Consider the following 22,693-nt stretch of genomic DNA (forward strand, 5'->3'; position numbering starts at 1 on the left):
GGTGGCGGCGCCGCAGCGGAATCCGCGCGTCGCCGCGGCCGGCCCGGCGGGCTCGCCCGTCTGCGTGCGGCCGGCGGCCGCGCCTCGCGGCCGGGACGCTGGCCGGCGCGAGGACGCTGCATTAGACGACCGGGATGGCCACCGAGCTGTGCCAGTACTGCGGCGTCGATCTGGACGAGGTGCCGCCCGCGCAGGAGACCGGCTGGCTGTACGGGGTGGAGTGCAGCCGCTGCCCGCCGGATCGCCGCCGCTCGCTGGTGCTGCCCCGCCGCCAGCGCGTGACCGAGCTGACGTGCCCGGGGTGCGGCGCCCGGCTCGCGCCCGCCGAGGAGCACCCGGACGTCCTGGTGGTGAAGGAGGTGACCTACGAGATCTGCGCCGCCTGCGGCGAGCGCTGCGGGGTGGCCGCCATCCGCAAGGTGCGCGACGTGAGCGGCGGCACGATGTAGCCCGCGCGCGGCGCGCGCGATCACCGCCCGCGGAGCAGCTCCGCCACCGTCTCCGGCGCCTTGCGCGCGCGCACGTGCTGCTCCAGCCAGCGGACGGTCTCGAACAGCGTCTCCTGCGGATCGCGGGCCGAGAACCCGAGCGCCTCCTCCGCCTTGCGCGAGTCGCAGTACCAGAAGTGCTCGCCCATCTCGACCGACGGCGCGTCGATGGGCGCCTCGGCGCCGCGCCACCCGGAGAGCTTCTCCAGGAGCCGCGCCCCGGCGACGTTCAGGCCGCCGGGCAGCGCCACCCGCGGCGCCGCCACGCCCGAGAGCCGCTCCAGCCGGCCGAAGAAGTCGCGGAAGGTGAGGTTCGCGCCGCCGAGCAGGTAGCGCTCGCCGGGCCGCCCGCGCTCCAGCGCCGCCGCGAACGCGCGCGCCGCGTCGCGCACGTCCACGAAGGAGAGGCCGCCGGTGGGCATGGCCGGGATGCGCCGCTCCAGGAACTTGAACACCACGTCGGTGGAGGAGAGGCGGGCGTCCCCCGGTCCGAGCAGCAGCGACGGGTTCAGCACCACCACCGGCAGGCCGGTGTCGCGGTGGATCCGCAGCGCGGCCTTCTCCTGGAAGATCTTGGAGAGGTAGTAGGGCCAGCCCGCCACCGCGGCGATGGGGTAGGGGTCGGCCTCGGTGGCGACCCGCTCCTCCTTCGAGACCGCGATGGTGCCCGAGGTGGAGGCGAGGATCACCCGCCGCACGCCCGCGGCGACGCACGCCTCGAGGAGCCGCCGGGTGCCTTGCACGTGCAGCTCGTACAGGCGCGCGGGCTCGGCGGGATCGAAGTCCACCTGGCCGGCCAGGTGGAACACCGCGTCCACCCCGTCGAGCGCGGCCCGGACCGCCTCGGCGTCCTCGAGCCCGGCCCGGCGCACGTCGGCGCCGAGCGCCTCGGCCTCCGGCGCCGCCGAGCGCTGCAGCAGCCGCAGCCGGTGGCCGGCCCGGGCGAGCAGCGGGACGAGCGCGGCGCCGAGGAAGCCGGTGCCGCCGGTGACGAGCAGGTTCACGCGTCCTCCGGCCGGCCGGGGTGGTGGCGTGGCGCCGGGCCGGCGGCGGGGGCGGCGGGCTCGGCGGGCGCGGGCGTCCCCGCGCGCGCGGCGGGCGCAGCGGAACCGGGCGCGACCTTCTCGGAGGCGGGGGCGGACGGCGCCGCCCCGTGCTCCTCCAGCCACGCCTGGCGCAGGCCCTTCACCGCCGCCTCCATCACCTGGGTGGCGGCCCGGTAGGCGTCGCTCCGCGACAGCCCGGCGGTGCGCGCGCGCAGGTCGTCCACGCGGATGGGCTCGCCGAAGCGGACCTCGAGGTCGGCGCGGCGCGGCAGCGCCCGGCCCGGGGGAAGCGCCTCGTGCGTGCCGGCCAGGTACACCGGGAGCACGTCCACGTCGCACTGCAGCGCGAGGTAGCCGGCGGTCGGGTAGAACGCCCGCATCGCGCCGTCGCGGGTGCGGGTGCCCTCCGGGAAGATGAGCAGGTGGTAGCCGCGCCGGAGCGCCTCGGCGGCCGCGCGCAGGCTGGCCTTCAGCGCGCCGTCGCGCTCCATGGGGATGAGGTTGGTGAAGTTCTCGAAGTAGGCGCGCTTCACCGGCGTGTCGAAGAAGTAGTCCTTCGCGGCCAGCGCCGCGAGGCGCCGCCCCTCGTCGCCGAGCGCCACCTTCACCAGGCCCATGTCGAGGTGGCTGGCGTGGTTCGCGACCACCAGAACGTTGCGGTCGTGCGGCACGTGCGCCGCGCCGACCACCCGCGCCTGGTAGAGGTCGCGGTAGAGCGCGCGCTGGCCGGCGGAGAGGACCCGCCGCCCGAGCCGTGCCACCGTGGCGGGCACCGGGATCTCGCCGTCGTCCCTCGCCGCGCGGGGCGCCTTCTCGCCGGGCGCCTCGCGCGCCGGCGCCCGCTCCTGGCCGCGCCGGGTCGCCCCGCCCACCGCGCGGGCCAGCTCGCCCGCGGTCTGCACCGCGTGCAGCCCCTCCAGCGCGGCCGGCGGCACGCCCGCCTCCTCCAGCGCCGCGGACAGCTCGGTGAGCATGAGCGAGTCCACCCCGAGCTCCGCCTGCAGGCGCGAGCCCGGCCCGATCTCGGCGCGCGGGCGCCGGCACACCTCGGCCAGCAGGTCGAGCACCCAGCCCTCGCCCTGCGCGTCGCGCGCCTCCTCGCGGGCGCGCCGGCCCCGGGCGGCGGCGGCCTCGAGCCGCAGCAGCTCCTCGCGCACCAGCGGCCGCTTCACCTTGCGGGTGGACGTCTTCGGGAGGTCGCCCTCGAAGACGTGCCACACCTTGACGCGCTGGGGGAACGGCAGCGACGCCGAGACCGCGCGCACGTGCGCCTCCAGCTCCGCGCGGACCTCGCCGCGGTCGCGGTCGCCGTACTCCGGCACCACGATCATCGCGACCTTCTCGGCCGCGCCGTCGGGCAGCCCGACCACGCACAGCTCCTTCACCAGCGCGTCGTCGCGGTAGCGCTCCTCGACCTCGTCCGGGTAGACGTTCTTCCCGTTCGCGTCGATGATGACGTCCTTCTTGCGCCCGACCAGCGTGAGGTTGCCGTCGGCGTCGAGCTTGCCGAGGTCGCCGGTGCGGAGCCAGCCGCCCTCGAGCACCTGCCCGCTGAGCGCCGGGTCCACGCCCGCCGGCTGCCCGCCCGGCGCGGCGCCGCGCCAGTAGCCCAGCATCACGTTCGGCCCGCGGGCCAGCACCTCGCCCACGCCGCTCGCGTCGGGGTCGGCGATGCGCAGCTCGATCCCGGGGAGCGCCGGCCCCACGCTGCCCTCGGGCGCGTCGCCGCCGGGCTTCGAGACCGCCAGCACCGGCGCGGCCTCGGTCAGGCCGTAGCCCTCGTACATGTCGAAGCCGAGCGCGCGGAACGCGTCCTGGACCTGCGGGTCGAGCGCCGAGCCGCCGGACACCAGCAGCCGCAGCCGCCCGCCGAAGCGGCGGTGCACCGGCCAGAACAGCGCCTTGCCCAGGTTCCACGCGAGCGCCGAGTCGCGCAGCGCCGCGTTGCCCTTCATGAGCCCGCGGAACGCCTGCTCCACCACGCCGGGCTTCGCGGCCAGCTCCTGCGTGATGCGCCGGTGCAGCAGCGCCCACAGCGCCGGCACGCCGATCATGGCGGTGACGCGGCCGGAGCCGAGCGCGTCGCCGATCCGGTCGGCGGTGAGCTCGTCGAGGTACTCCACCTCGGCGCCGCGCGAGAGCGGCACGAGCAGGCCGCAGGTGAACTCGAACGTGTGGTGCAGCGGGAGCACCGACAGCATCCCGTCGCCGGGGCCGAGGTCGAACACGGTGACCAGCTTCGCGACCAGCGAGGCGAAGTTCCGGTGCGAGAGCATCACGCCCTTGGGCGTGCCGGTGGTGCCGCTCGTGAAGATGAGCGAGGCGAGGTCGTCCGGCGAGAGGCGGATCGACGGCACCGCCGGGCCGCCGCGCAGCGCCTCCCCGAGCGCGACCACCCGCGCCTCGGGCACCGCCGCGGCCGCGAGCGCGGCCAGGCCGGGCAGCGCGTCGGCGGCGTCGTCGGAGAGGAGCGCGAGGCGCGCGCCGGCGCTCCTCCAGAGGTTGGCCAGCTCCGGCTCGGAGAGCTTCGGGTCCACCGGAACCACCGCGGCGCCGGCCCGCAGGACGCCGAAGTACGCGACCGCCCACTCCGGCCGGTTCTCGCTCGCGAGCAGGACCCGGTCGCCCTTCACCACGCCGGCGGCGGCCAGGAACGCCGCCACCCGGCCGGAGAGCGCGTGCAGCTCGCCGTAGGTGAGGCGGTCCTTCGCGGCGCCCTCCAGGCGCAGCGCGGTGCGGTCCCGCCAGCGCTCGCAGGCGGAGTCGAGCAGCTCGAGCAGGTCGCGGTGCGCCTTCGGCGCGTGGACCCGCTTCTCCGCCTCCTCCTCCAGGCCGGGGAACACCCACTCCTCCATGCCCTTCAGGTGGACGTCGAGCCAGTAGGCGCGCCAGTCGAGCGCCTCGGGATCCCAGGGGATGCGCGCGCGGTCGTCGGGCGAGAGCCGCTCGCGCAGCTCGCGCATCCCGGCGCAGCGGAACACGTAGCGGTTGTCCCAGGTGAAGGGCAGGTACATCGCCCAGATCGCCTCGGTCTTCTCGAGCTGGCTGGTCAGCTCGTCGAGCGCCTCGCCGGCCCGGTGCGCCAGGGCGCTCAGGCGCGGCGCGCCCCAGGCCGGCGCCCGCTCGCGGAGCAGCTTGCCGGCGCCGCGCGCCAGCGCCGCCAGCGCCGGCGCCGAGAACGCCTCGTACTGCGCGCGGGTCACGGGGTAGGGCTCGATGCGCGACAGCAGCCGGTTCCAGGTGCGGTTGCCCTCCTCGCGCTCGCGGTAGAAGCGGCGCCGGTACAGCGCGGTCAGCTCCACCGCGCGCCGGGCCCAGAGCGGGTTCACGTCGCCGGAGGCGAGGTGGTACACGCGGCCTCGCGCGGCGCCCGCCGTGCCGCGGCGCTCCTGCAGCTCGGCCGCGGCCGCGACGATCCCGGCGCAGACCAGGTCCACCGGGACGACGTCCAGGATGGCCTTCTCGGCGGCCGGGAAGGAGCGGTGCCCCTTCAGCCCCATGAACGCGAGCGGCGCGCTGGTGGTGAAGCCCTCGTTCCAGCCGGGGAACGGGTAGCGCAGCGCGCTCTCCACGATCGACGGGCGCACGATGGCGTACGGCACGCCGGCCGCCTCGATGGCCTGCTCGCCGAGCGACTTCGTGTACGTGTAGGTGTTGGGCCAGCCCCAGTGCAGCGCGCGGGTCCGCCCGATCTCGACCAGCTGCTGCGAGACCCAGAGCCGCTTCTCGCGCCCGATGGCGAGCCGGAGCGCCTTCTCGTCGGCGGCGGCGCGCCCCTCCTCGCGGAGCCGCCCGAGCGCGCGCTCGCGGAACTCCGACTGGCGCACGCGGTCGTCGGCGAGCGCGCGGACCTCGGCGATGCGCCGGGCGGCGTCGGCGAGCTCGGTGTCGAGCGAGAAGTCGGCGCCGTCCAGCGCGGCGGCGCGCGGGCGGCCCTCCACGCCCTCCCGGCGCGGGAAGTAGCCGGCGATCTCCTCGTCCTCGAACACCACCCCGTCGCGGTTGCCGGCCACGAAGCAGGTCGAGACGTGCACCAGGCCGGCGCCGGTGCGGCGGCACAGCTCCGCCGCGTGGCGCGCGCCGTCCACGTTGACGCCGAGCGCGAGCTCCAGCGAGGCGTCGAAGTCCACCAGCCCGGCGGAGTTGATCACCAGGTCGAGCCCGTCGAGCCGGGCCAGGTCGGCCTCGGACAGCCCGAGCAGCGGATCCGACACGTCGCCGGCGAGCGGCACGCACTTCTCGCGCAGGAACGCCTCGAAGCCGGCCCCGTGGCGCGCGCGGAGCGGGTCGAACGGGCGGCTCGGCGCCACCTTGTCGAAGAAGCGGCCCTCGGCGGTGCCGCCCGCGCCCGGGCGGACCAGCACGAACACGCGCCCGACCTCGGGGTAGCGGTCGAGCAGCATCGACAGCGCGACCTTGCCCACGAAGCCGGTGGCACCGGTGACGAGCACGCGGCGCCCCGCCAGCAGCCGCGCCACGTCCAGCGGGGGCGGGCCCGCCGGCGCGCCGCCGGGGCGGGCCGGGTGCGGGTGACCGTGGGGGCCGCGCGTCCTCTTGCCGTGGCCGCTCATCGCTCAGCCCAGGTTCTGCGTCATGACGATGGGCGGGTGGTGCATCATCGTGACCTGGGCGCCCCGGCCGTGCTCGGAGCGCGCCATGTCGATGGCCTCGGAGAGCGTCTCGGCCGTGTCCCAGCCCATCAGCCGCGGCACCTGCGCGTTGTCCGCGCCCACCGCGATGATGCGCCCCATGTGCTGGCGCCCGTTCTCGCCCCAGTACCACATGAAGAACGGGTGGGCCCCGTGGTACGCGTGGCCGGTCCGGTACAGGTGCACGTAGGTCGGGTTCTCGGCGAACTCGCGCTCGTACTTCGCCTCGAGCACCTTCGCGTCGCGCGTCTCGGGCAGCAGCCGGTGGAAGAACTCGATGTAGCTCGGGTGCGCCACCGGGTCGAACACGTCGGAGCACGGGTGCGTGAGGATGAGCGTGCCGCCCGGCTTGAGCAGCGGCTTGCCGCGGTAGAAGTTGAAGAAGTAGCCGCAGGCCATCACCTGGACCAGCAGCGGGTTCAGGATCGAGTTCACGTTGTACGGGGAGACGAACGGGATCCCGTACACCAGCACGTCGGCCTGGTAGTCCACGTCCACCGCGTACTGGGCCCAGCTCGCCTTCAGGATCTTCGCGTGGGTGGGCTCGGTGACGCCGGCGGCCACCGCGATGATGTCGTAGGCGGCGGGCACGGCCTGGAAGATCTTCCGCTTGGCCGCGGCGGGCAGCCCCTTCAGCGCGGCGCGCATCGCGGCGAGCTTCAGCCGGTCGGTCTCGCCGTACGCCTCCTCGCGCTTCATGAGGAAGTCGAGCGGGCCGTCGAACATGCGGTTGTTGACGGTGGTCTCGACGTGGAAGACCTTCAGCGACCGGTCGATGTAGCGCCCGATGCGGTCCACCGAGCGGTGCATCTCGGAGCGCTCGGGGTCCATGTACGAGTGGCTCTTGCGGATGTGGTGCGGCGTGTGGTGCGCCTTCACGCCCTCGTAGTTGGTGAGCCCGGTGCCGACCGACTTGTGCCCGCCGTCCATGGGCACGAAGTTCACGTTCACGTAGATGAGCAGGTCGGACTCGGCGGCGCGCCGGTTGATGATGACCTTCTCGCCGTGCTCGGTGGTGCCGAGCGTCACCAGGCCGTCGGGATCCTCGGCGTCGTGGTTGTAGTAGCGGTCCGGGTAGAACGCGTCGAAGATCTCCGCGCCCACCATCCGCTTCATCTCCGCCTCGGTCATGTGGCGGTGCAGCGCCACCGCGACGACGAGGTGCACGTCGTCCACGCCGGACTCCGCCAGCAGCGGCAGGATCACCTCGAGGACCTGCTGGCGCACGTCGGGCGTGCGCATGGGCGGCAGCGGCAGCGAGATGTCGTCGAGCGCGATGGTGACCTTCATGCCGGGCCGCAGCATGGCGTGGAGCGGCTCGCACCCCTCCGGCCGGTTGATGGCGCTCCGGATGGCCGCCTTCACGTTGGGCAGCCCCTCCACCGGCGGCTTCGGGTAGATCACCCGGGTCCCGACCGGCAGGTCCTCCACCAGCAGGTCCTCGCCGGAGAAGAGCACGCGCGGCGGCGAGTCGCGGTCGATGGTGACGATCTGCTCGGTCGCCTCGTAGAAGCGGGAGAGGCTCCGCGGCTCGCGCATGGTGTCTCAACCCTCCGTGGTGCGCAGGACGGGCCACTCGTACGCCCGGGCGACGCGGGCGAGCCGCGCGTCCGGGTTGACCGCCGCGGGGTGGCCCACCACCGCGAGCATGGGATAGTCGGAGAACGAGTCCGAGTAGGCGAAGCTCTTCTCGAGCGCGACGCCGTTCCGCACGCACCAGTCGCGGATCACGAGCGCCTTGTGCGCGCCCTCGATGATGGGCGGCATCACGCGCCCGGTGGCCACGCCCTGCACGAAGCGCATCCGGTTCGCGATGAGGTCGTCGGCGCCGAGGTGGTCGGCGAGGCGCCGCACCGTGAAGTCGAGCGCGCCGGTGACGAACACCACCCGGCACCCCGCGCGCCGCGCCTCGTCCACCAGGCGCCGCGAGCCGGGGTGGACCGCCGGCCTCAGCACGTCCTCGAACAGCTCGGCCGCGAGCGTCTCGAGCCGGTCCTCGCTCTGGCCGCGGTAGTAGCCGTAGAACAGCTCGTTGAACGCCTTCCGGTTCACCCGGTCCGCGGCCATGAAGAGGGGCACGGACAGGAGGGTGCGGGCGGTCTGCCAGGCGGTGCCGAGGATCGTCCCCTGGTTCATCGCGTAGAACGCGAACGCGTGCACGATGTTCGTGCGCACGAGCGTCCCATCGATGTCGAAGAACGCGGCCTTGCCGGGATCCGCCATGACCCGCGAGGCATACGCAATGGACGACCCGGTTGGCAAGGGCGTAGCGGGGGCTTCGGCGGCCTACAGCCAGCCGGCGGCGCGGTACCAGGCGGCCGCGCGGGCCATCGACGCGGCGAGTGAAGTCGTCGCCTCGAAGCCGAGCCGCTCGCGCGCCTTCGACGCATCGCACACCCAGCCCGGCGCGAGCACCTGCGCCACGAGCTTCGATCCGACCGGCAGCCGTCTCCCGAGCGCGCGGCCCGCCGCGTCACCGGCGCGCCCGATCCCGCGCAGCAGCGCCTCCGGGACCGGCAGCCGGCGCGCCCGCACCCCGAGCGCCCGCGCCGCCTCCTCCATCAGCCCTCGCGCGGTGACCGGCTCCGGCGCCGCCAGGAAGAACGCCTCCCCGCGCGCCGCGTCCCGATCGCCGAGCAGCAGCAGCGCGCGGGCGCAGTCGTCCACGTCGATCCAGGACAGCGGGCGGTCGCCCAGGTCGAGCGCGAGCCTGGCCCGCGCGATCCGGAAGAACAGCAGGTTCTCGCGGTCGCCGGGGCCCATGATCCGGGGCGGGCGGGCGATCGCCACCGGGAGCTGCGCCGCGAACGACAGCGCCACGCGCTCCGCCTCGGCCTTGGACGCGCCGTACGGCTCCACCGGCGCGAGCGGCGCGTCCTCGCGGATGGGCTCGCGCGACGGCGCGCAGGCGGCGCGCGAGCCGGCGAGCACGAAGCGCCGGAGCCCGGGCGCGCGCTCCACGCACGCCTCCAGCGCGAGCCGGGTCGAGCCGGCGTTCACCCGCAGGAACTCCTCCGGATCGGCGGCGCGCCGCACGCCGGCGAGGTGGAACACCAGCTCCTGCCCGGCCACGGCGGCGCGGAGCGCGCGGGGATCGGTGGCGTCCCCGACCATCACCTCGGCGCCGGCCTGGGCGAGCGCCTCCGACGGGCGGCGGACCAGCGCGCGCACGCGGTCGCCGCGGGCGGCCAGCGCGCGCACCAGCGCCATGCCGAGGAAGCCGCCGGCGCCGGTGACGAGGGCTCGCATGGACGCCCGGATGTGAACCACGCGATCCGGCGCCCGTCAACCCGGCCGAGGGCCGGCGCCGCCCCCTTGTCCCCCGCTGGTCCCGGGCCCCAGCTTGATCCGAACCCGGACGGGAGGTCCGCCGGGACAGGAGGGGGGAAGGCGATGAGATACCTGAGGGCCCTGGTGGCGGTGGTGGCGGTGGCGGTGGGCGCCCAGGCAGCGAGGGCGGACGACGTGTACGTCCGGCGGCACGCCAACCCGGTAGGCACGGTGGCGCGCGACACCATCGCGGGCGGCGTGGCCGGCTCCGCGGTGGCGGGCGGGATCATCCTCTACAACATGGGGATCGACGGGAACGACAACTACGACTGGGGCCGCACGCTGGCCTGGGGCGCGCTGATCGGCGCCGGCGTCGGCCTGGTGTGGGGCATCGTGGACGTGGCGACCGCGCCGGACTACGCGGCGCGCACGGCGGCGATGCGCAAGCCGGTGCGGGACGGGCAGTCCTTCACGATGGACCTCCGCCGGCGTGACCAGTCGCGGCAGGAGACGTTCTCGCTCGTGGCCGGGAGGTTCTGAGGCGGCTGCGTCGGGCGCGGGGGACGGAGGTGGGCGCCCCCGCGCCCGGCGCGCGATCCGCGGCCCCGTCGCACGACGGGCCGCAGGACGGGTCGCGCCGCCGGCGGGCGTCGATTATCCTCGCGCACGCCATGCCCACGCTCGCACGCTCCGTCTGCCCGTTCGACTGTCCCGACGCCTGCGGCCTGCTCGTCGAGGTCGAGGACGGGCGCGCGGCGAAGGTCCGGGGCGACCCGGAGCACCCGTACTCGCAGGGCACCCTCTGCCCGAAGATGAACGGCTACGACCGGACGGTGCACTCGCCCGACCGGCTCACCCATCCTCTGATCCGGACCGGGCCGAAGGGCGCCGGGGCGTTCCGGCGCGCGACCTGGGACGAGGCCGTCGCGCGGGTGGCCTCGCGCTGGAAGGAGATCCTGGCCGCCGACGGCGGCGAGGCGATCCTGCCCTACTCGTACGCGGGCTCGATGGGCCTGGTGCAGCGCAACGCCGGCTACCCGTTCTTCCATCGCCTGGGCGCGACGAAGCTGGCCCGCACCATCTGCACGCCGGCCCAGGACGCCGGCTGGACCGCGGTGATGGGCGCCACCCCCGGGCCGGACCCGGACACGGTGCTCGGCTCGGACCTGGTGGTGCTGTGGGGCATCAACGCGGTCGCCACCAGCATCCACTTCGCCCAGCGGGCCCGGGAGGCGCGGCGGCGCGGCGCCAGGGTGCTGCTGGTGGACACCTACCGGAACGACACCGCCGCCCTGGCGGACGAGGTGATCCTGGTCCGGCCCGGCTCCGACGGCATGCTCGCGCTCGGCCTCGTCCACGTGCTCGCGCGCGAGGGGCTGGCCGACGAGGCGTTCCTGGCGAGCGAGGCGGCCGGCTGGCCGGAGCTGAAGGCGGTCGCGCTGGCAGAGTGCCCGCCGGACGCGGTCGCGGCCGCGACGGGGCTCGCGCCGGAGGCGATCGTGGCGCTGGCGCGGACGCTGGCGCGGGCGCGCGCGCCGTTCTTCCGGATCGGCGGCGGCCCCTCGCGCTACGGCAACGGCGCCATGACGGTCCGGAGCGTGGTCGCGCTCGCGGCGGTGCTGGGCGCGTTCGGCCGCGAGGGCGGCGGCTGCCTCACCTCGGCCGCCTCGTCGCAGGCGTTCGACCTGTCCCCGGTGCGCCGCGAGGACCTGCTCGCGCGCCCGGTGCGCGAGGTGAACATGAACCGCCTGGGCTGGGCGCTGAACGAGCTGCGCGATCCGCCCATCCGCTCGATGTACGTGTGGTGCTCGAACCCGGCCGCCGTCGCGCCGGACCAGAACGCGGTGCTGCGCGGCCTCTCGCGCGAGGACCTGTTCCTGGTGGTGCACGAGCGCTTCCTCACCGACACCGCGCGCCACGCGGACGTGGTGCTGCCGGCGACCACCTCGCTCGAGCACCTCGACGTCTACCGCTCCTACGGCCACTACACGGTCCAGCGCGCCGCCGCGGTGATCCCGCCGCTGGGCGAGGCGAAGCCGAACTGGGAGGTCTTCCAGCTCCTCGCCGCCGCCATGGGCTTCGACGAGCCGGTGTTCCGGACCAGCGCCGCCGAGATGGCGGACCAGCTGCTCGCGCAGCGCTCGGCGTGGTGGGACGCGGTGGACCGCTCGCGCCTCGCGGAGGGGAAGGCGGTCCGCATCGCGCCGCCGCCCGGCCCGCGCTGGCGCACCGCCTCCGGCCGCATCGAGCTCGTGAACCCGGCGCTGCGCGAGCCGGTGCCGCGGCCGCTCCCTGCCCACGCCGACCGCGACCCGCTGCCGCTCAGGCTCGTCACCGCGCCCGCGCTGTACACGCTTAACTCCACCTTCCAGGAGCGGCCCGAGCTGCGCGCCAAGGCCGGCGGCATGCAGCTCCAGCTCGCGCCGTCCGAGGCCGCCGCGCGCGGGCTCGCCGACGGGCAGCGGGTGGTGGCCTTCAACGGTCTCGGCGAGGCGGCGTTCGTGCTGCGCGTCGCCGACGGCGTCCCGGCGGGCGTGGCGGTGGCGGAGGGCGTGTTCTGGCTGGCGCACGCTCCGGGCGCACGGAACGTGAATGCGCTCACCTCGCAGCGGCTCACCGACGAGGCGGGCGGCTCCACCTTCTACGACAACCGCGTGGACGTCCGGGCGGCGTAGGCCGCCCGGGGCCGCGACCCCGTCCCGAACCGTTCCGCTCCCCCGCCGGCTCTCGCCCGGACGGGCGAGCCGTGCCCGTCGAGGGATCGCGCGGGGGCGAGACCTTGGGCCGCGGATGTTCTCGCCGGCCTTTGTGGTTTCATGAACGGCACCAGGAAGGGTAGAGGCTCCCCATTTTTGCCGATCGGACGCCCTCTCCTGTATCTTGCGCGCGATCATTTCCCGTTTCTCGGGAAGGAATGGGCACATGAACGACTATCGGTACGACTACCAGACCGTCCAGGGGTTCATCCTCTCGGCGATGTTCTGGGGGGTCGTCGGGATCCTGCTCGGGCTCCTCATCAGCGTGCAGCTGTGGGCGCCCGCCGCGAACTTCGCGCCGTACCTGACCTACGGCCGGCTGCGCCCGGTGCACACCAACGGCCTGATCTTCGGCCTGGGCGCGGGCGCCATCTTCGGCCTCTTCTATTACATCACCATGCGGCTCTGTAAGCGGCCGCTGCTGTTCCCGCGCCTGGCGCGCGTGCAGCTCTGGCTGTTCAACGCCGGCATCCTCGCCGCCGCGGTCACGCTGCTGCTCGGCCAGACCCAGTCGCTCGAGTACGCCGAGCTGGAGTGGCCGCTCGACCTCGCCATCGTGGTGCTGTGGGTGATGCTGGCGGTGAACGTCTTCGGGACGATCCTGAAGCGGCGCGAGGAGCAGATGTACGTGTCGCTCTGGTACATCGTGGCGACCGTCATCACCATCGCGATCCTCTACGTCGTCAACAACCTCGCGGTGCCGGTGAGCCTGGGCAAGAGCTACCCGCTGTTCGCCGGCGTGAACTCCGCCAACGTGCAGTGGTGGTACGGGCACAACGCGGTCGGCTTCCTGCTCACCACGCCGATCCTGGCGATGTTCTACTACTTCCTCCCGAAGTCCACCGGGCTGCCCATCTACAGCCACCGGCTCTCCATCGTCGCGTTCTGGTCGCTGATCTTCGCGTACCTGTGGACCGGCGCGCACCACCTCGTCTACACGCCGCTGCCGGACTGGATCCAGACGCTCGCCATCGTGTTCACGATGTTCCTCATCGCGCCGTCGTGGGGCTCGGTCGTGAACGGCTACTACACGGTGGGCCAGGACTGGACGAAGATGCGGTCGAACTACCTGACCAAGTTCTTCATCCTGGGCATCACGTTCTACGGCCTGCAGACGGTGCAGGGGCCGACGCAGGGGCTCCGCGTCGTGTCGCAGCTCATCCACTACACCGACTGGGTCCCCGGCCACGTGCACATGGGCACGATGGGCTGGGTGACCATGATCATCTGCGCGTCGATCTACCACGTCGTGCCGCGCATCAACGGGACCGAGCTGTACTCGGAGAAGCTCGCCAACGTGCACTTCTGGCTGGTGCTCGTCGGCCAGCTCCTGTTCTCGATCACCATGTGGATCACCGGCATCCGGCAGGGCTGGATGTGGAAGGCCACCGACGAGGCCGGCAAGCTCCAGTACACGTTCATGGACGGGGTGATCGGGAACTATCCGTACTGGCACACGCGCACGCTGGCCGGGATCATCTTCGCCGCGGGCATGGTGGTGTTCGTCTACAACGTGCTCATGACCATCCGGAAGGGGAAGGTGGCGCAGGCGCAGGCCGGCGCGGCCCCGACCACGGTGGCGGCGTAGGAGGGGATGACCATGAGTGAATCCAGCATCTACCGGAAGCCGGTGGCGTTCGCGGCGCTCGCGACGGTGGTGGTCCTCGCCGGCACCATCGCCACCATGGCGTACCCCATGCTCCGCCCCGACCTGCACCCGAAGGTCGAGGGCCTGAAGCCGCTCTCGCCGCTCGAGCTGGCGGGGCGCGACGTCTACCAGCGCGAGGGCTGCGTGAACTGCCACACGCAGACCGTCCGGCCGCTCAAGAGCGAGGTGGTCCGGTACAAGGGCAACCGCGCGCCGGAGCCGTCCGGCCAGTACTCGCTGGCGGGCGAGTTCGCCTACGACCACCCGTTCCTTTGGGGCTCGAAGCGCACCGGCCCGGACCTCGCGTTCGAGGGCTGGATCAAGCCGTCGAAGGACTGGCACTACGCCCACTTCGCCGACCCGCAGAAGGTGGTGCCGCGCTCCAACATGCCGCGGTACGCGTTCCTGGGCGGCAACGCGCTCGAGGCCGCGAAGGTCCAGGCCAGCATGCGCGGGCTGCGCACGCTCGGCGTGCCGTACGGCGACGCGGACCTCGCGGCGGTGCCCGCGGCGGTCGAGGGCAAGACCGAGATGGACGCGCTGGTCGCGTACACCGTGTCGCTGGGCAAGGCGGTGAACCGCGCCGCGGCCGGCGGCGGCGAGGTCGACCTCGAGGCGCCGAACCCGTTCGCCACCGACGTGGCGGCGATCGCGAAGGGGAAGGCGCTGTTCGACGCGAACGCCTGCTCCGCCTGCCACGGCGACGAGGCGCAGGGGCAGGAGGGCGTGGCCCCGAACCTCATCGACGACAAGTTCCTGGGCGTCTCGCCCGACCTGCCCGACGCGGCGTACTTCGCGATGATCAAGGGCGGCAGCGACGCGAAGAAGGCGCTGGGACGGCCCGGCGTGCCGGACGGCGGCATGGCCGCGTTCGGCGGCGACCTGTCCGACGACGACATCTGGGCGATCGTCGCGTGGCTCCGGAACCAGAAGGCGCACGAGGCGGCCGAGGGCCACCCCGGCGGCCACTAGGAGGTCCACCATGTCCGACGAGCTGGACGACCTGACGAAGTTCGAGGCGAAGGACACGTCCCACACGCTGCCGGTGGGCTGGCTGGCGCTGTTCTGGGGCCTGATCGTCTTCGGCGCCTACTACTACTGGGCGTACTCCCCGGCGCTGGGCGGCTGGTCGCAGGCGAAGGACCTGGAGACGGGCGGCGCCAGCGCCGGCGCGAACCTGCTCTGGACCATCGCCTTCACCGCCGTCCCGGCGCTGGTGGCGATCTGGATGGGGCTCGCGCAGAAGAAGAAGAAGGCGCGGTAGCGGAGGCCCGATGGGAAGCCAGGAGCTCGCCTACGCGATCTTCGGCGGCACGATGTGCGTGGCGCTGCTGGGGATCATCGTCTTCTACTACTCGCGCAGGCGGAAGGACCGGGTGGAGGAGGCGAAGTACAAGATGCTCGAGGATGACGACGACTAGGCGGTTCCAGAGGTGGCGGCGCATCGCGGGGGCAGCCCAGGCACTCATCGTGCTGGGGCTGCCCTTCGTGTCCGTCGGCGGCGAGAGCGCGCTACGCCTCGACGTGCCGGCGGGCCGCCTCCACGCGTTCGGCGCGTCGTACGCGGTGGACGAGATGTTCGTGGTGCTCGCCGCCACGCTCGCGCTCACCGCCGCGCTCCTGCTCGTGACGCTGCTGTTCGGCCGCGTGTGGTGCGGCTGGTCCTGCCCGCAGACGCTGCTCGGCGATCTCACCGCCTGGGTGGAGCCGGAGCGCCGCAAGCGCCCGCGCCGGTGGCGCCGCCCGCTCGGGTTCGCGGCGGTGGCGCTCGTGTCGGCGGTCGCCTCGGCCAACCTGGTCTGGTACTTCGTGCCGCCCGCCGAGTTCTTCCGGCGCCTCGCCGCCGGGGCCCTCGGCCCGGTGGTGGCCGGCTCGTGGGCGGCCGGCTTCGCCGTGCTGTTCCTCGACCTCGCGTTCCTGCGCCAGCGCTTCTGCGCCACCGCCTGCCCGTACGCGAAGCTGCAGGGGGTGCTGTTCGACCGCAGCACGCTGGTGGTCGCGTACGACGCGCGGCGCGCCCAGGACTGCGTGGACTGCGGCGCCTGCGTGCGGGTGTGCCCCACCGGCATCGACATCCGGCACGGGCTGCAGATGGAGTGCATCGCCTGCGCGGCCTGCATCGACGCCTGCGAGCCGGTGATGCGCAAGCTGCGCCGCGCGCCGGACCTCATCGGCTACGTCTACGGCGAGCCGGGCGGGCGGCCGCGCCTGGCGCGCCCCGCCGCCCTGGTGCTCGCCGGCGTGACGGCGGTCACGCTGGCGGTGCTGGTCGCCACCGTCGCCGGCCGGGCGCCGCTCGGGCTCACCGTGCTCGGCGACGAGGCCTACGCGCCCCGCCGCACGCCCGACGGCCGCGTGCTGAACACGCTCTCGGTCGGGCTCGAGAACCGCGGCCGGCGGCCGGTGGAGGTGGACCTGGCGCTCGAGCCGGGCGCCGGCGGCGAGGCCGAGCTCCGCCCGGCGCGCGTCGCGCTCGCGGCCGGCGAGCGTCGCCGGGTCCGCGTGCTCGCCGCGGTGCGCGGGCTGCCGGAGGGGCGCAGCGCCGCCCGCGTCGTCGCGCGCCCGCGGCCGGACGGCGAGGCGCCCGGCGAGGCCGCCTCCGCCGCCGTCTCCCTCGTTGCACCGGAGGTGAAGTGAAGCCCGTCATCGCCCTCGCCGTCCTGGCCGCGCTCGGCGCGGTGGGCGGCACCATCTGGATCGGCAGCCTGGTCCGCGAGGACACCGTGGTGGCCCAGCCCTACGAGGAGGGGCTGGAGTACGACCGCGAGCGGCGCGGGCGCGAGGCGCTCGGCTGGAGCGTGGAGGTGGCGCCTGCCGCGGCAGGGGCGGGCGCGCTCGCCTTCGCGATCCGCGACGGCGCCGGGCGTCCGCTGGACGGCGCCGAGGTCGCGCTCACGGTGGGCCGGCCCGACAGCGGGCGCGGGCAGTGGACCGCCGCCGCGCGGCCGCGCGACGGGGGCGGCTACGCCGCGGACCTCGCCTTCCCGGCGCCCGGGCCGTGGGAGATCCGCTTCGACGTGCGCCGCGGCGCCGATCGCGTTCGCCTGACGCGCACGGTGGACGTGCCCGCCGCCGCGGCGGCCTGCGATCTCGCCGCGGGGCCGTGCACCGTCGAGGTCGGCGGCGCGGCGGTGACGCTGGAGCTCTCGCCGCGCCCGCCGCGCGCGCTCACGGAGCTCGGGGTCGCCGCCGAGGTCCGCGCCGGCGGCGCGCCGGTGGACGGCGCCGAGCTCTCGGTGCGCTTCGGCATGAAGGGCATGGAGATGTTCCCGGCCGAGGCGCGGCTCGCGCCGGCCGGCCCGGGCCGCTACCAGGGAAAGGCGGTGCTGGTCCGGTGCCCGAGCGGACGCACCGACTGGACCGCGACCGTGTCGCTCGCCCGCCCGGGCGCGCCGGGCGCCACCGCCGAGCTGGGGTTCAAGGCCGCCGAGTGACCGCCGCGCTCGCCACCGCGCTCGCCACCGGGCTCCTGGGCGGCTTCGGCCACTGCCTGGGCATGTGCGGGCCGCTGGTGGGCGCGTTCGCGCTCGCCGCGGGGCCGCGCGGGACCGGGCGCGCGCTGCAGGGACAGCTCGCGTACCACGCCGGCCGCATCACCACCTACGCGCTGGTGGGCGCGGTGATGGGGCTCACCGGCTCGTTCGTGAACCTGGCCGGGCGGCTCGCCGGCGTGGCGGCGGTGGCCTCGGTGATCGCCGGCGCGCTCATGATCGCCATGGGGCTGGGCGCCGCGGGGCTGAGCCTGGCGGTGAAGCGCCTCGAGGCGCGCGCGGCGGGGCGGGTGGCGGCGCTGGCGCGCGGGCTGCTCGAGGGCGGCGGCGCGGGGCGGCTCTACCCGGTGGGCCTGGTGCTGGGGCTGCTGCCCTGCGGGCTCTCCTGGTCGCTGTTCGTGGGCGCGGCCGGCACCGGCAGCGCGGGGCAGGGGTTCCTGCTCGCGCTCGCGTTCGGGGTGGCGACGCTCCCGGCGCTGCTGCTGGCCGGCGCGGCGGCGACGCTCGTCGGCGCGCGCGCGCGCGGCGTCCTCTACCGCGCCGGGGGCGTGCTGGTGATCGCGCTCGGCGTCCTCTTCCTGCTGCGCGGGCTCGGCGTCGATGCGCTGTGACCACTGCCTGCTCGAGTTCCCGGAGCGCGAGGCGGTGCGCGCCGAGGTGGCCGGGGCGCCGAAGGTGTTCTGCTGCGCCGGGTGCCGCGGCGTGTTCGAGCTGATCCAGGGCGAGGGGCTGGGCGCCTACTACGACAGCCGGCGCTGGACCGAGGTGGGCCCGCAGGCCGCGGCCGCGCTCGACCTGGCCGCGTTCCGCGAGGCGGTGCGCGAGGGGCACGGCGCGGCCGAGCTGGACGTGGCCATCGACGGGATCCGCTGCGCGTCCTGCGTCTGGCTGAACGAGAAGCTGCTGCAGCGCACGCCGGGCGTGCTCTCGGCCCGGGTGAACTACGCCACGCACCGGGCGCGCATCCGCTTCGATCCCGCGGCGGTCGGCCTGGAGCGCGTGCTCGGGCGCATCCAGGCGGCCGGCTACCAGCCCAAGCCGTGGTCGGACGCGGAGCAGCTCCGGGCGCGGCGCGCCGAGGCGAAGGACCTGCTCGTCCGGCTCGGGACGGCGCTGTTCCTCGCCTCGCAGCTCATGATCTACCAGGCGGCCCTGTACGCCGGGTACTTCCAGGGCATCGACGCGTCGACGCGCCGGCTGATGGAGTGGATCTCGCTCGGCCTCGCGCTGCCGGTGGTCTTCTACTCCGGCGCCCCGTTCCTGCGCGCCACCTGGCGCGGGCTCCGCCACCTGCGCTTCAACATGGACTCGCTGGTGGTGATCGGCTCCCTCGCCGCGCTCGCCTACAGCGTGCACGGGATGCTGCGCGGGGGCGAGGTCTACTTCGACACCGCCGCCATGATCCCGACGCTCGTGCTGGTGGGGCGCTACGTGGAGGCGGCCGCCAAGGGCCGCGCCTCCGAGGCGGTGGCGCGGCTCGCCAGCCTGGCGCCGCGCGAGGCCCGCCGGCTGGAGCGCGGGCCCGGCGGCCGCGCGGAGCGGCGGTCGGTCCCGGTGGCGGAGATCCGGCCGGGCGACCGGATCGAGGTGATCCCCGGCGAGCGGATCCCGCTCGACGGCGTGGTGCGCGAGGGCGCCTCCGAGGTGGACGAGTCGCTCGTCACCGGCGAGTCGCGGCCGGTGGCGAAGGGCGCGGGCGCGGCGGTGATCGGCGGCACCGTCAACCAGCACGGCGCCCTGGTGGTCGAGGTCACGCGCGTGGGCAAGGACACCGTGCTCGCCGGGATCGTCCGCGCGGTGGAGGAGGCGCAGGCGCAGAAGCCGCGCATCCAGGCGGTGGCGGACCGGGTCGTGGGCGGGTTCGTGCCGGCCATGCTGGTGCTGGCGGCGCTCACGGTGGCGGCCTGGCTGGCGCGCGGCGCGCCGGTCGAGCGGGCGCTCATGACCGGGATCTCGGTGGTGGTGATCGCGTGCCCCTGCGCGCTGGGCCTCGCCACGCCCATCGCCGTGCTCGTCTCGACCGGCCTGGCCAGCGCGCGCGGCCTGCTCGTGAAGGGCGGGGACGTGGTGGAGCGGGCGGGTCGCGCCACCGACGTCCTGCTCGACAAGACCGGGACCGTGACGCGCGGCCGCCCGGCGCTCCGGGCGCTGGTGCCGCTCGATCCCTCCGTCGGCGCGGACGAGGCGCTGGCGCTGGCCGCCGCGGTGGAGCGGCGCAGCGAGCACCACGTCGGGCGGGCGGTGGCCGAGGCCGCGCGGGCGCTCCCGGCCGGCGCCGAGCCGGAGGCGGCCGGGTTCCGCGCGGTGCCCGGCCGCGGGGTGATCGCCCAGGTGGGCGGCGCCGAGGTGCTGGTGGGCAACCGCGCGCTGCTGGCCGAGCGCGGGGTGGCGCTCGCGCCGGAGGCGGACGCGCGCGCGCGGGCGCTGGAGGCGCACGGCGACACGGTGGCGTTCCTGGCCCGCGGCGGCCGCGCGCTCGCGCTCGTCGCGGTGGCGGACCCGATCCGCGAGGAGGCGCCGGCCGCCATCGCCGCGCTGCGCGCGCTCGGGCTGCGCGTCGCGATCGTGAGCGGGGACGGCCGCGTCACCACCGGCGCCGTGGCGGCGGCGCTCGGCGTCGAGGCGGTGGCCGAGGCGTCGCCGGTCGAGAAGCGCGAGGCGGTGGCGGCGCGGCAGCGGGCCGGCCGGCGGGTGCTGTTCGCCGGCGACGGGATCAACGACGCGCCGGCGCTGACCCAGGCCGAGGTGGGCGCCGCCATGGGCCGCGGCGCCGACGTCACGATGGAGAGCGCCGACGCGGTGCTGGTGCGCGACGACCTCCGGCTGCTCCCCGACCTGGTGCGCCTCTCGCGCCGGACCTACGCCGTCATCCGGCAGAACGTGTTCTGGGCGTTCTTCTACAACGCGGTCGCCATCCCGCTCGCCATGGCCGGCCTGCTCCACCCCATCGTCGCCGCGGGCGCCATGGCCGCCAGCTCGCTGTTCGTGGTCGGCAACTCGGCGCGGCTCCGGCGGGCCCTGTAAGAGGGGGAGCGCATGGGCACCATCGGCTTCCTCATCGTCCTGTCCCTGTCGCTCGGGCTGGCGGCGTGGCTGTTCTTCCTCTGGTCCGTGAAGAGCGGGCAGTACGACGATCCCGAGGGCCCGAAGTACCGGATGCTGGACGACGACGACGAGCCGACCGCCCGGCCGGCGCCGCCGCCGCCGGAGCCGCGCGCGCCCGACCGCGACCGGTAGCGGGCGCACGCTCGCTCCGGCCCCAATGTGGACCGGTCAGGTCCCGAAAAGCGACGTGCTTCCGCGGTGTTCGGCGGGTGGGCGCGGCTGACACCCGCATCCGGTCGTGCTATACGGCATCGCTTTTTCCGATCTTTCCACCCGCACCAGTTCCGAAGGAGGAGCCCTGTGATCGAGGCGTACCTGAAGCACGAGGCCGAGCGGAAGGCCCAGGGGATCCCGCCGAAGCCCCTCGACCCCGAGCAGACGAAGGGGCTGGTCCAGCTCCTCGAGGCGCCGCCGAAGGGCCAGGAGGCGTTCCTCCTCGGGCTGCTGCGCGACCGCGTGTCGCCCGGCGTGGACCCGGCCGCCGAGGTGAAGGCGAAGTTCCTCGCCGACGTGGTCTCCGGCGCGAAGAAGTCCCCGCTCGTCTCGCGCGCCCAGGCGGTGGAGCTGCTCGGCACCATGATGGGCGGCTACAACGTGCCGCCGCTCGTCGCCGCGCTGAAGGACCCGGAGCTGGCCGCCGCGGCCGCGAAGGCGCTCTCGCACACCACCTACGTCTACGGCGCGTTCGACGACGTGCTGGCGCTCTCGAAGACGAACGCCGCCGCGAGGTCGGTGGTGGACGCGTGGGCCAAGGCCGAGTGGTTCTCGTCGCGCCCCGGCGTGCCCGAGACCATCAAGGTCAAGGTCTTCAAGGTGGACGGCGAGATCAACACCGACGACTTCTCGCCCGCCGGCGACGCCTCCACGCGCCCCGACATCCCGCTCCACGCGCTGGCCATGGGCAAGACCCGCTTCCCGGGCGGCCTGAAGACCATCGCGGAGTTCCGCGCCCAGGGCTTCCAGGTCGCGTTCGTGGGCGACGTGGTGGGCACCGGCTCCTCCCGCAAGTCGGCCTGCAACTCGGTGCTCTGGGCCATCGGCGGGGACATCCCGTTCGTGCCGAACAAGCGCCGCGGCGGCGTGATCATCGGCGGCGTCATCGCCCCGATCTTCTTCAACACCGCGCAGGACTCCGGCGCGCTGCCCATCCGCACCGACGTCACCAAGCTGAAGACCGGCGACGTGGTGGTGATCGACACGAAGAAGGGCGAGGTCCGCACCGAGCAGGGCGAGGTGCTCTCCACCTTCAAGCTCGAGCCGGTCACCGTGCCGGACGAGTTCCGCGCCGGCGGTCGCATCCCGCTCATCATCGGGCGCGCGCTCACCGACAAGGCGCGCAAGGCGCTCGGGCTGAAGGAGATCGACCTGTTCGCGGTCGCGAAGAACCCGCAGCCGAAGGCCGGCCAGGGCTACTCGCTCGCGCAGAAGATGGTCGGCAAGGCGTGCGGCATCGCCGGCGCGCTGCCCGGCGGCTACTACGAGCCGAGGATGACCACGGTCGGCTCGCAGGACACCACCGGCCCCATGACCGCCGACGAGCTGAAGGAGCTCGCCTGCCTGAAGTTCCAGGCGCCCATGGTGATGCAGTCGTTCTGCCACACCGCGGCGTACCCGAAGCCGGCCGACGTGAAGATGCACGGCTCGCTGCCGTCCTTCATCCAGCAGCGCGGCGGCGTGGCGCTCCGCCCCGGCGACGGCGTGATCCACTCGTGGCTGAACCGCCTGCTGCTCCCCGACACGGTGGGCACCGGCGGCGACTCGCACACCCGCTTCCCCATCGGCATCTCCTTCCCGGCCGGCTCCGGCCTGGTGGCGTTCGGCGCGGCGCTCGGCTTCATGCCGCTCGACATGCCGGAGAGCGTGCTGGTGCGGTTCAAGGGCAAGCTCAACCCGGGCATCACGCTGCGTGACGTGGTGAACGCGATCCCGTACTGGGCCATCAAGCAGGGCCTGCTCACCGTGCCGAAGAAGAACAAGAAGAACGTCTTCAACGGCCGCATCCTGGAGATGGAGGGCCTGCCGGACCTCACCGTCGAGCAGGCGTTCGAGCTGACCGACGCGGCCGCGGAGCGCAGCGCCGCGGCGGCCGCGGTGGACCTCTCCGAGAAGAGCGTCGCGACCTACCTCCGCTCGAACGTGGCGCTGATGCGGAAGATGATCGCCGACGGCTACGGCGACAAGGCGGCGCTGGAGGCGCGCATCGCGGCGGTGGAGGCCTGGCTGGCGAAGCCGGAGCTGCT

At 74.4% G+C, this 22,693-nt stretch carries 18 protein-coding genes (1 of these 18 only partly in view); 13 read left to right on the forward strand and 5 right to left on the reverse strand.

Annotated features, from left to right (window positions below):
* Positions 1–134: 134 nt before the first annotated feature.
* Positions 135–449, forward strand: coding sequence for a hypothetical protein (locus ANAEK_RS06100; RefSeq protein ID WP_012525279.1), 315 nt, complete (start codon positions 135–137; stop codon positions 447–449).
* Between the two features lie 20 nt (positions 450–469).
* Here the strand turns inward: ANAEK_RS06100 and ANAEK_RS06105 are convergent, their stop codons facing one another.
* The 5 genes from ANAEK_RS06105 to ANAEK_RS06125 form a co-directional block, all read right to left on the reverse strand.
* The gene (locus tag ANAEK_RS06105) at positions 470–1,492 is read right to left on the reverse strand and encodes an NAD-dependent epimerase/dehydratase family protein (protein ID WP_012525280.1); all 1,023 of its coding nucleotides are present in this window, start codon (positions 1,490–1,492) and stop codon (positions 470–472) included.
* Complete coding sequence (locus ANAEK_RS06110; protein ID WP_012525281.1) at positions 1,489–6,105, reverse strand: AMP-binding protein; 4,617 nt, start codon at positions 6,103–6,105, stop codon at positions 1,489–1,491. The genes ANAEK_RS06105 and ANAEK_RS06110 overlap by 4 nt, the downstream gene beginning before the upstream one ends.
* A gap of 3 nt (positions 6,106–6,108) precedes the next feature.
* On the reverse strand, positions 6,109–7,722 hold the full coding sequence (locus ANAEK_RS06115; RefSeq protein ID WP_012525282.1) for a lactate racemase domain-containing protein: 1,614 nt from the start codon (positions 7,720–7,722) through the stop codon (positions 6,109–6,111).
* Between the two features lie 6 nt (positions 7,723–7,728).
* Entirely contained in the window at positions 7,729–8,406 is a 678-nt protein-coding gene (locus tag ANAEK_RS06120; protein ID WP_012525283.1) for an HAD family phosphatase, read from the reverse strand.
* A 63-nt stretch (positions 8,407–8,469) separates the two neighbouring features.
* Positions 8,470–9,432: an NAD(P)-dependent oxidoreductase gene (locus ANAEK_RS06125; protein ID WP_012525284.1), complete on the reverse strand. Its 963-nt coding sequence runs from the start codon at positions 9,430–9,432 to the stop codon at positions 8,470–8,472.
* Positions 9,433–9,576: 144 nt separating this feature from the next.
* On the opposite strand from ANAEK_RS06125, the gene ANAEK_RS06130 reads away from it, so the two are divergent.
* From ANAEK_RS06130 to acnB, 12 genes are all read left to right on the forward strand, one after another.
* Positions 9,577–9,993: a hypothetical protein gene (locus tag ANAEK_RS06130; protein WP_012525285.1), complete on the forward strand. Its 417-nt coding sequence runs from the start codon at positions 9,577–9,579 to the stop codon at positions 9,991–9,993.
* 131 nt (positions 9,994–10,124) lie between these two features.
* On the forward strand, positions 10,125–12,128 hold the full coding sequence (locus tag ANAEK_RS06135) for a molybdopterin oxidoreductase family protein (protein ID WP_012525286.1): 2,004 nt from the start codon (positions 10,125–10,127) through the stop codon (positions 12,126–12,128).
* Positions 12,129–12,375: 247 nt separating this feature from the next.
* Positions 12,376–13,797, forward strand: a complete 1,422-nt coding sequence (locus ANAEK_RS06140; protein ID WP_012525287.1) for a cbb3-type cytochrome c oxidase subunit I — start codon at positions 12,376–12,378, stop codon at positions 13,795–13,797.
* Between the two features lie 12 nt (positions 13,798–13,809).
* Positions 13,810–14,829 carry a cbb3-type cytochrome c oxidase subunit II gene (locus ANAEK_RS06145; RefSeq protein ID WP_012525288.1) on the forward strand — a complete coding sequence of 340 codons (1,020 nt, stop codon included), beginning with the start codon at positions 13,810–13,812 and terminating at the stop codon, positions 14,827–14,829.
* Between the two features lie 10 nt (positions 14,830–14,839).
* The gene (locus tag ANAEK_RS06150; RefSeq protein ID WP_012525289.1) at positions 14,840–15,121 is read left to right on the forward strand and encodes a hypothetical protein; all 282 of its coding nucleotides are present in this window, start codon (positions 14,840–14,842) and stop codon (positions 15,119–15,121) included.
* Positions 15,122–15,131: 10 nt separating this feature from the next.
* Positions 15,132–15,278, forward strand: coding sequence for an LPXTG cell wall anchor domain-containing protein (locus tag ANAEK_RS22740; protein ID WP_012525290.1), 147 nt, complete (start codon positions 15,132–15,134; stop codon positions 15,276–15,278).
* Positions 15,265–16,494 (forward strand): 4Fe-4S dicluster domain-containing protein, encoded by a 1,230-nt coding sequence (locus tag ANAEK_RS06155; RefSeq protein WP_012525291.1) that lies wholly within the window; start codon positions 15,265–15,267, stop codon positions 16,492–16,494. The genes ANAEK_RS22740 and ANAEK_RS06155 overlap by 14 nt, the downstream gene beginning before the upstream one ends.
* The gene (locus tag ANAEK_RS06160; protein ID WP_012525292.1) at positions 16,491–17,291 is read left to right on the forward strand and encodes a FixH family protein; all 801 of its coding nucleotides are present in this window, start codon (positions 16,491–16,493) and stop codon (positions 17,289–17,291) included. Before ANAEK_RS06155 ends, ANAEK_RS06160 begins: the two co-directional genes overlap by 4 nt.
* Entirely contained in the window at positions 17,288–17,959 is a 672-nt protein-coding gene (locus ANAEK_RS06165; RefSeq protein ID WP_012525293.1) for a sulfite exporter TauE/SafE family protein, read from the forward strand. Before ANAEK_RS06160 ends, ANAEK_RS06165 begins: the two co-directional genes overlap by 4 nt.
* Complete coding sequence (locus tag ANAEK_RS06170) at positions 17,949–20,372, forward strand: heavy metal translocating P-type ATPase (RefSeq protein WP_012525294.1); 2,424 nt, start codon at positions 17,949–17,951, stop codon at positions 20,370–20,372. The genes ANAEK_RS06165 and ANAEK_RS06170 overlap by 11 nt, the downstream gene beginning before the upstream one ends.
* A gap of 12 nt (positions 20,373–20,384) precedes the next feature.
* Positions 20,385–20,585, forward strand: coding sequence for a cbb3-type cytochrome oxidase assembly protein CcoS (gene ccoS / locus ANAEK_RS06175; RefSeq protein ID WP_012525295.1), 201 nt, complete (start codon positions 20,385–20,387; stop codon positions 20,583–20,585).
* A 168-nt stretch (positions 20,586–20,753) separates the two neighbouring features.
* Positions 20,754–22,693 carry the 5' portion of a bifunctional aconitate hydratase 2/2-methylisocitrate dehydratase gene (gene acnB, locus ANAEK_RS06180; protein ID WP_012525296.1) on the forward strand. 610 nt of this gene lie beyond the right edge of the window, so 1,940 of the gene's 2,550 nt are visible here — the first part of the coding sequence; it begins with the start codon at positions 20,754–20,756; its stop codon lies beyond the right edge, outside the window.

This window comes from Anaeromyxobacter sp. K, from assembly GCF_000020805.1.
GTDB classification, from domain to species: domain Bacteria; phylum Myxococcota; class Myxococcia; order Myxococcales; family Anaeromyxobacteraceae; genus Anaeromyxobacter; species Anaeromyxobacter dehalogenans.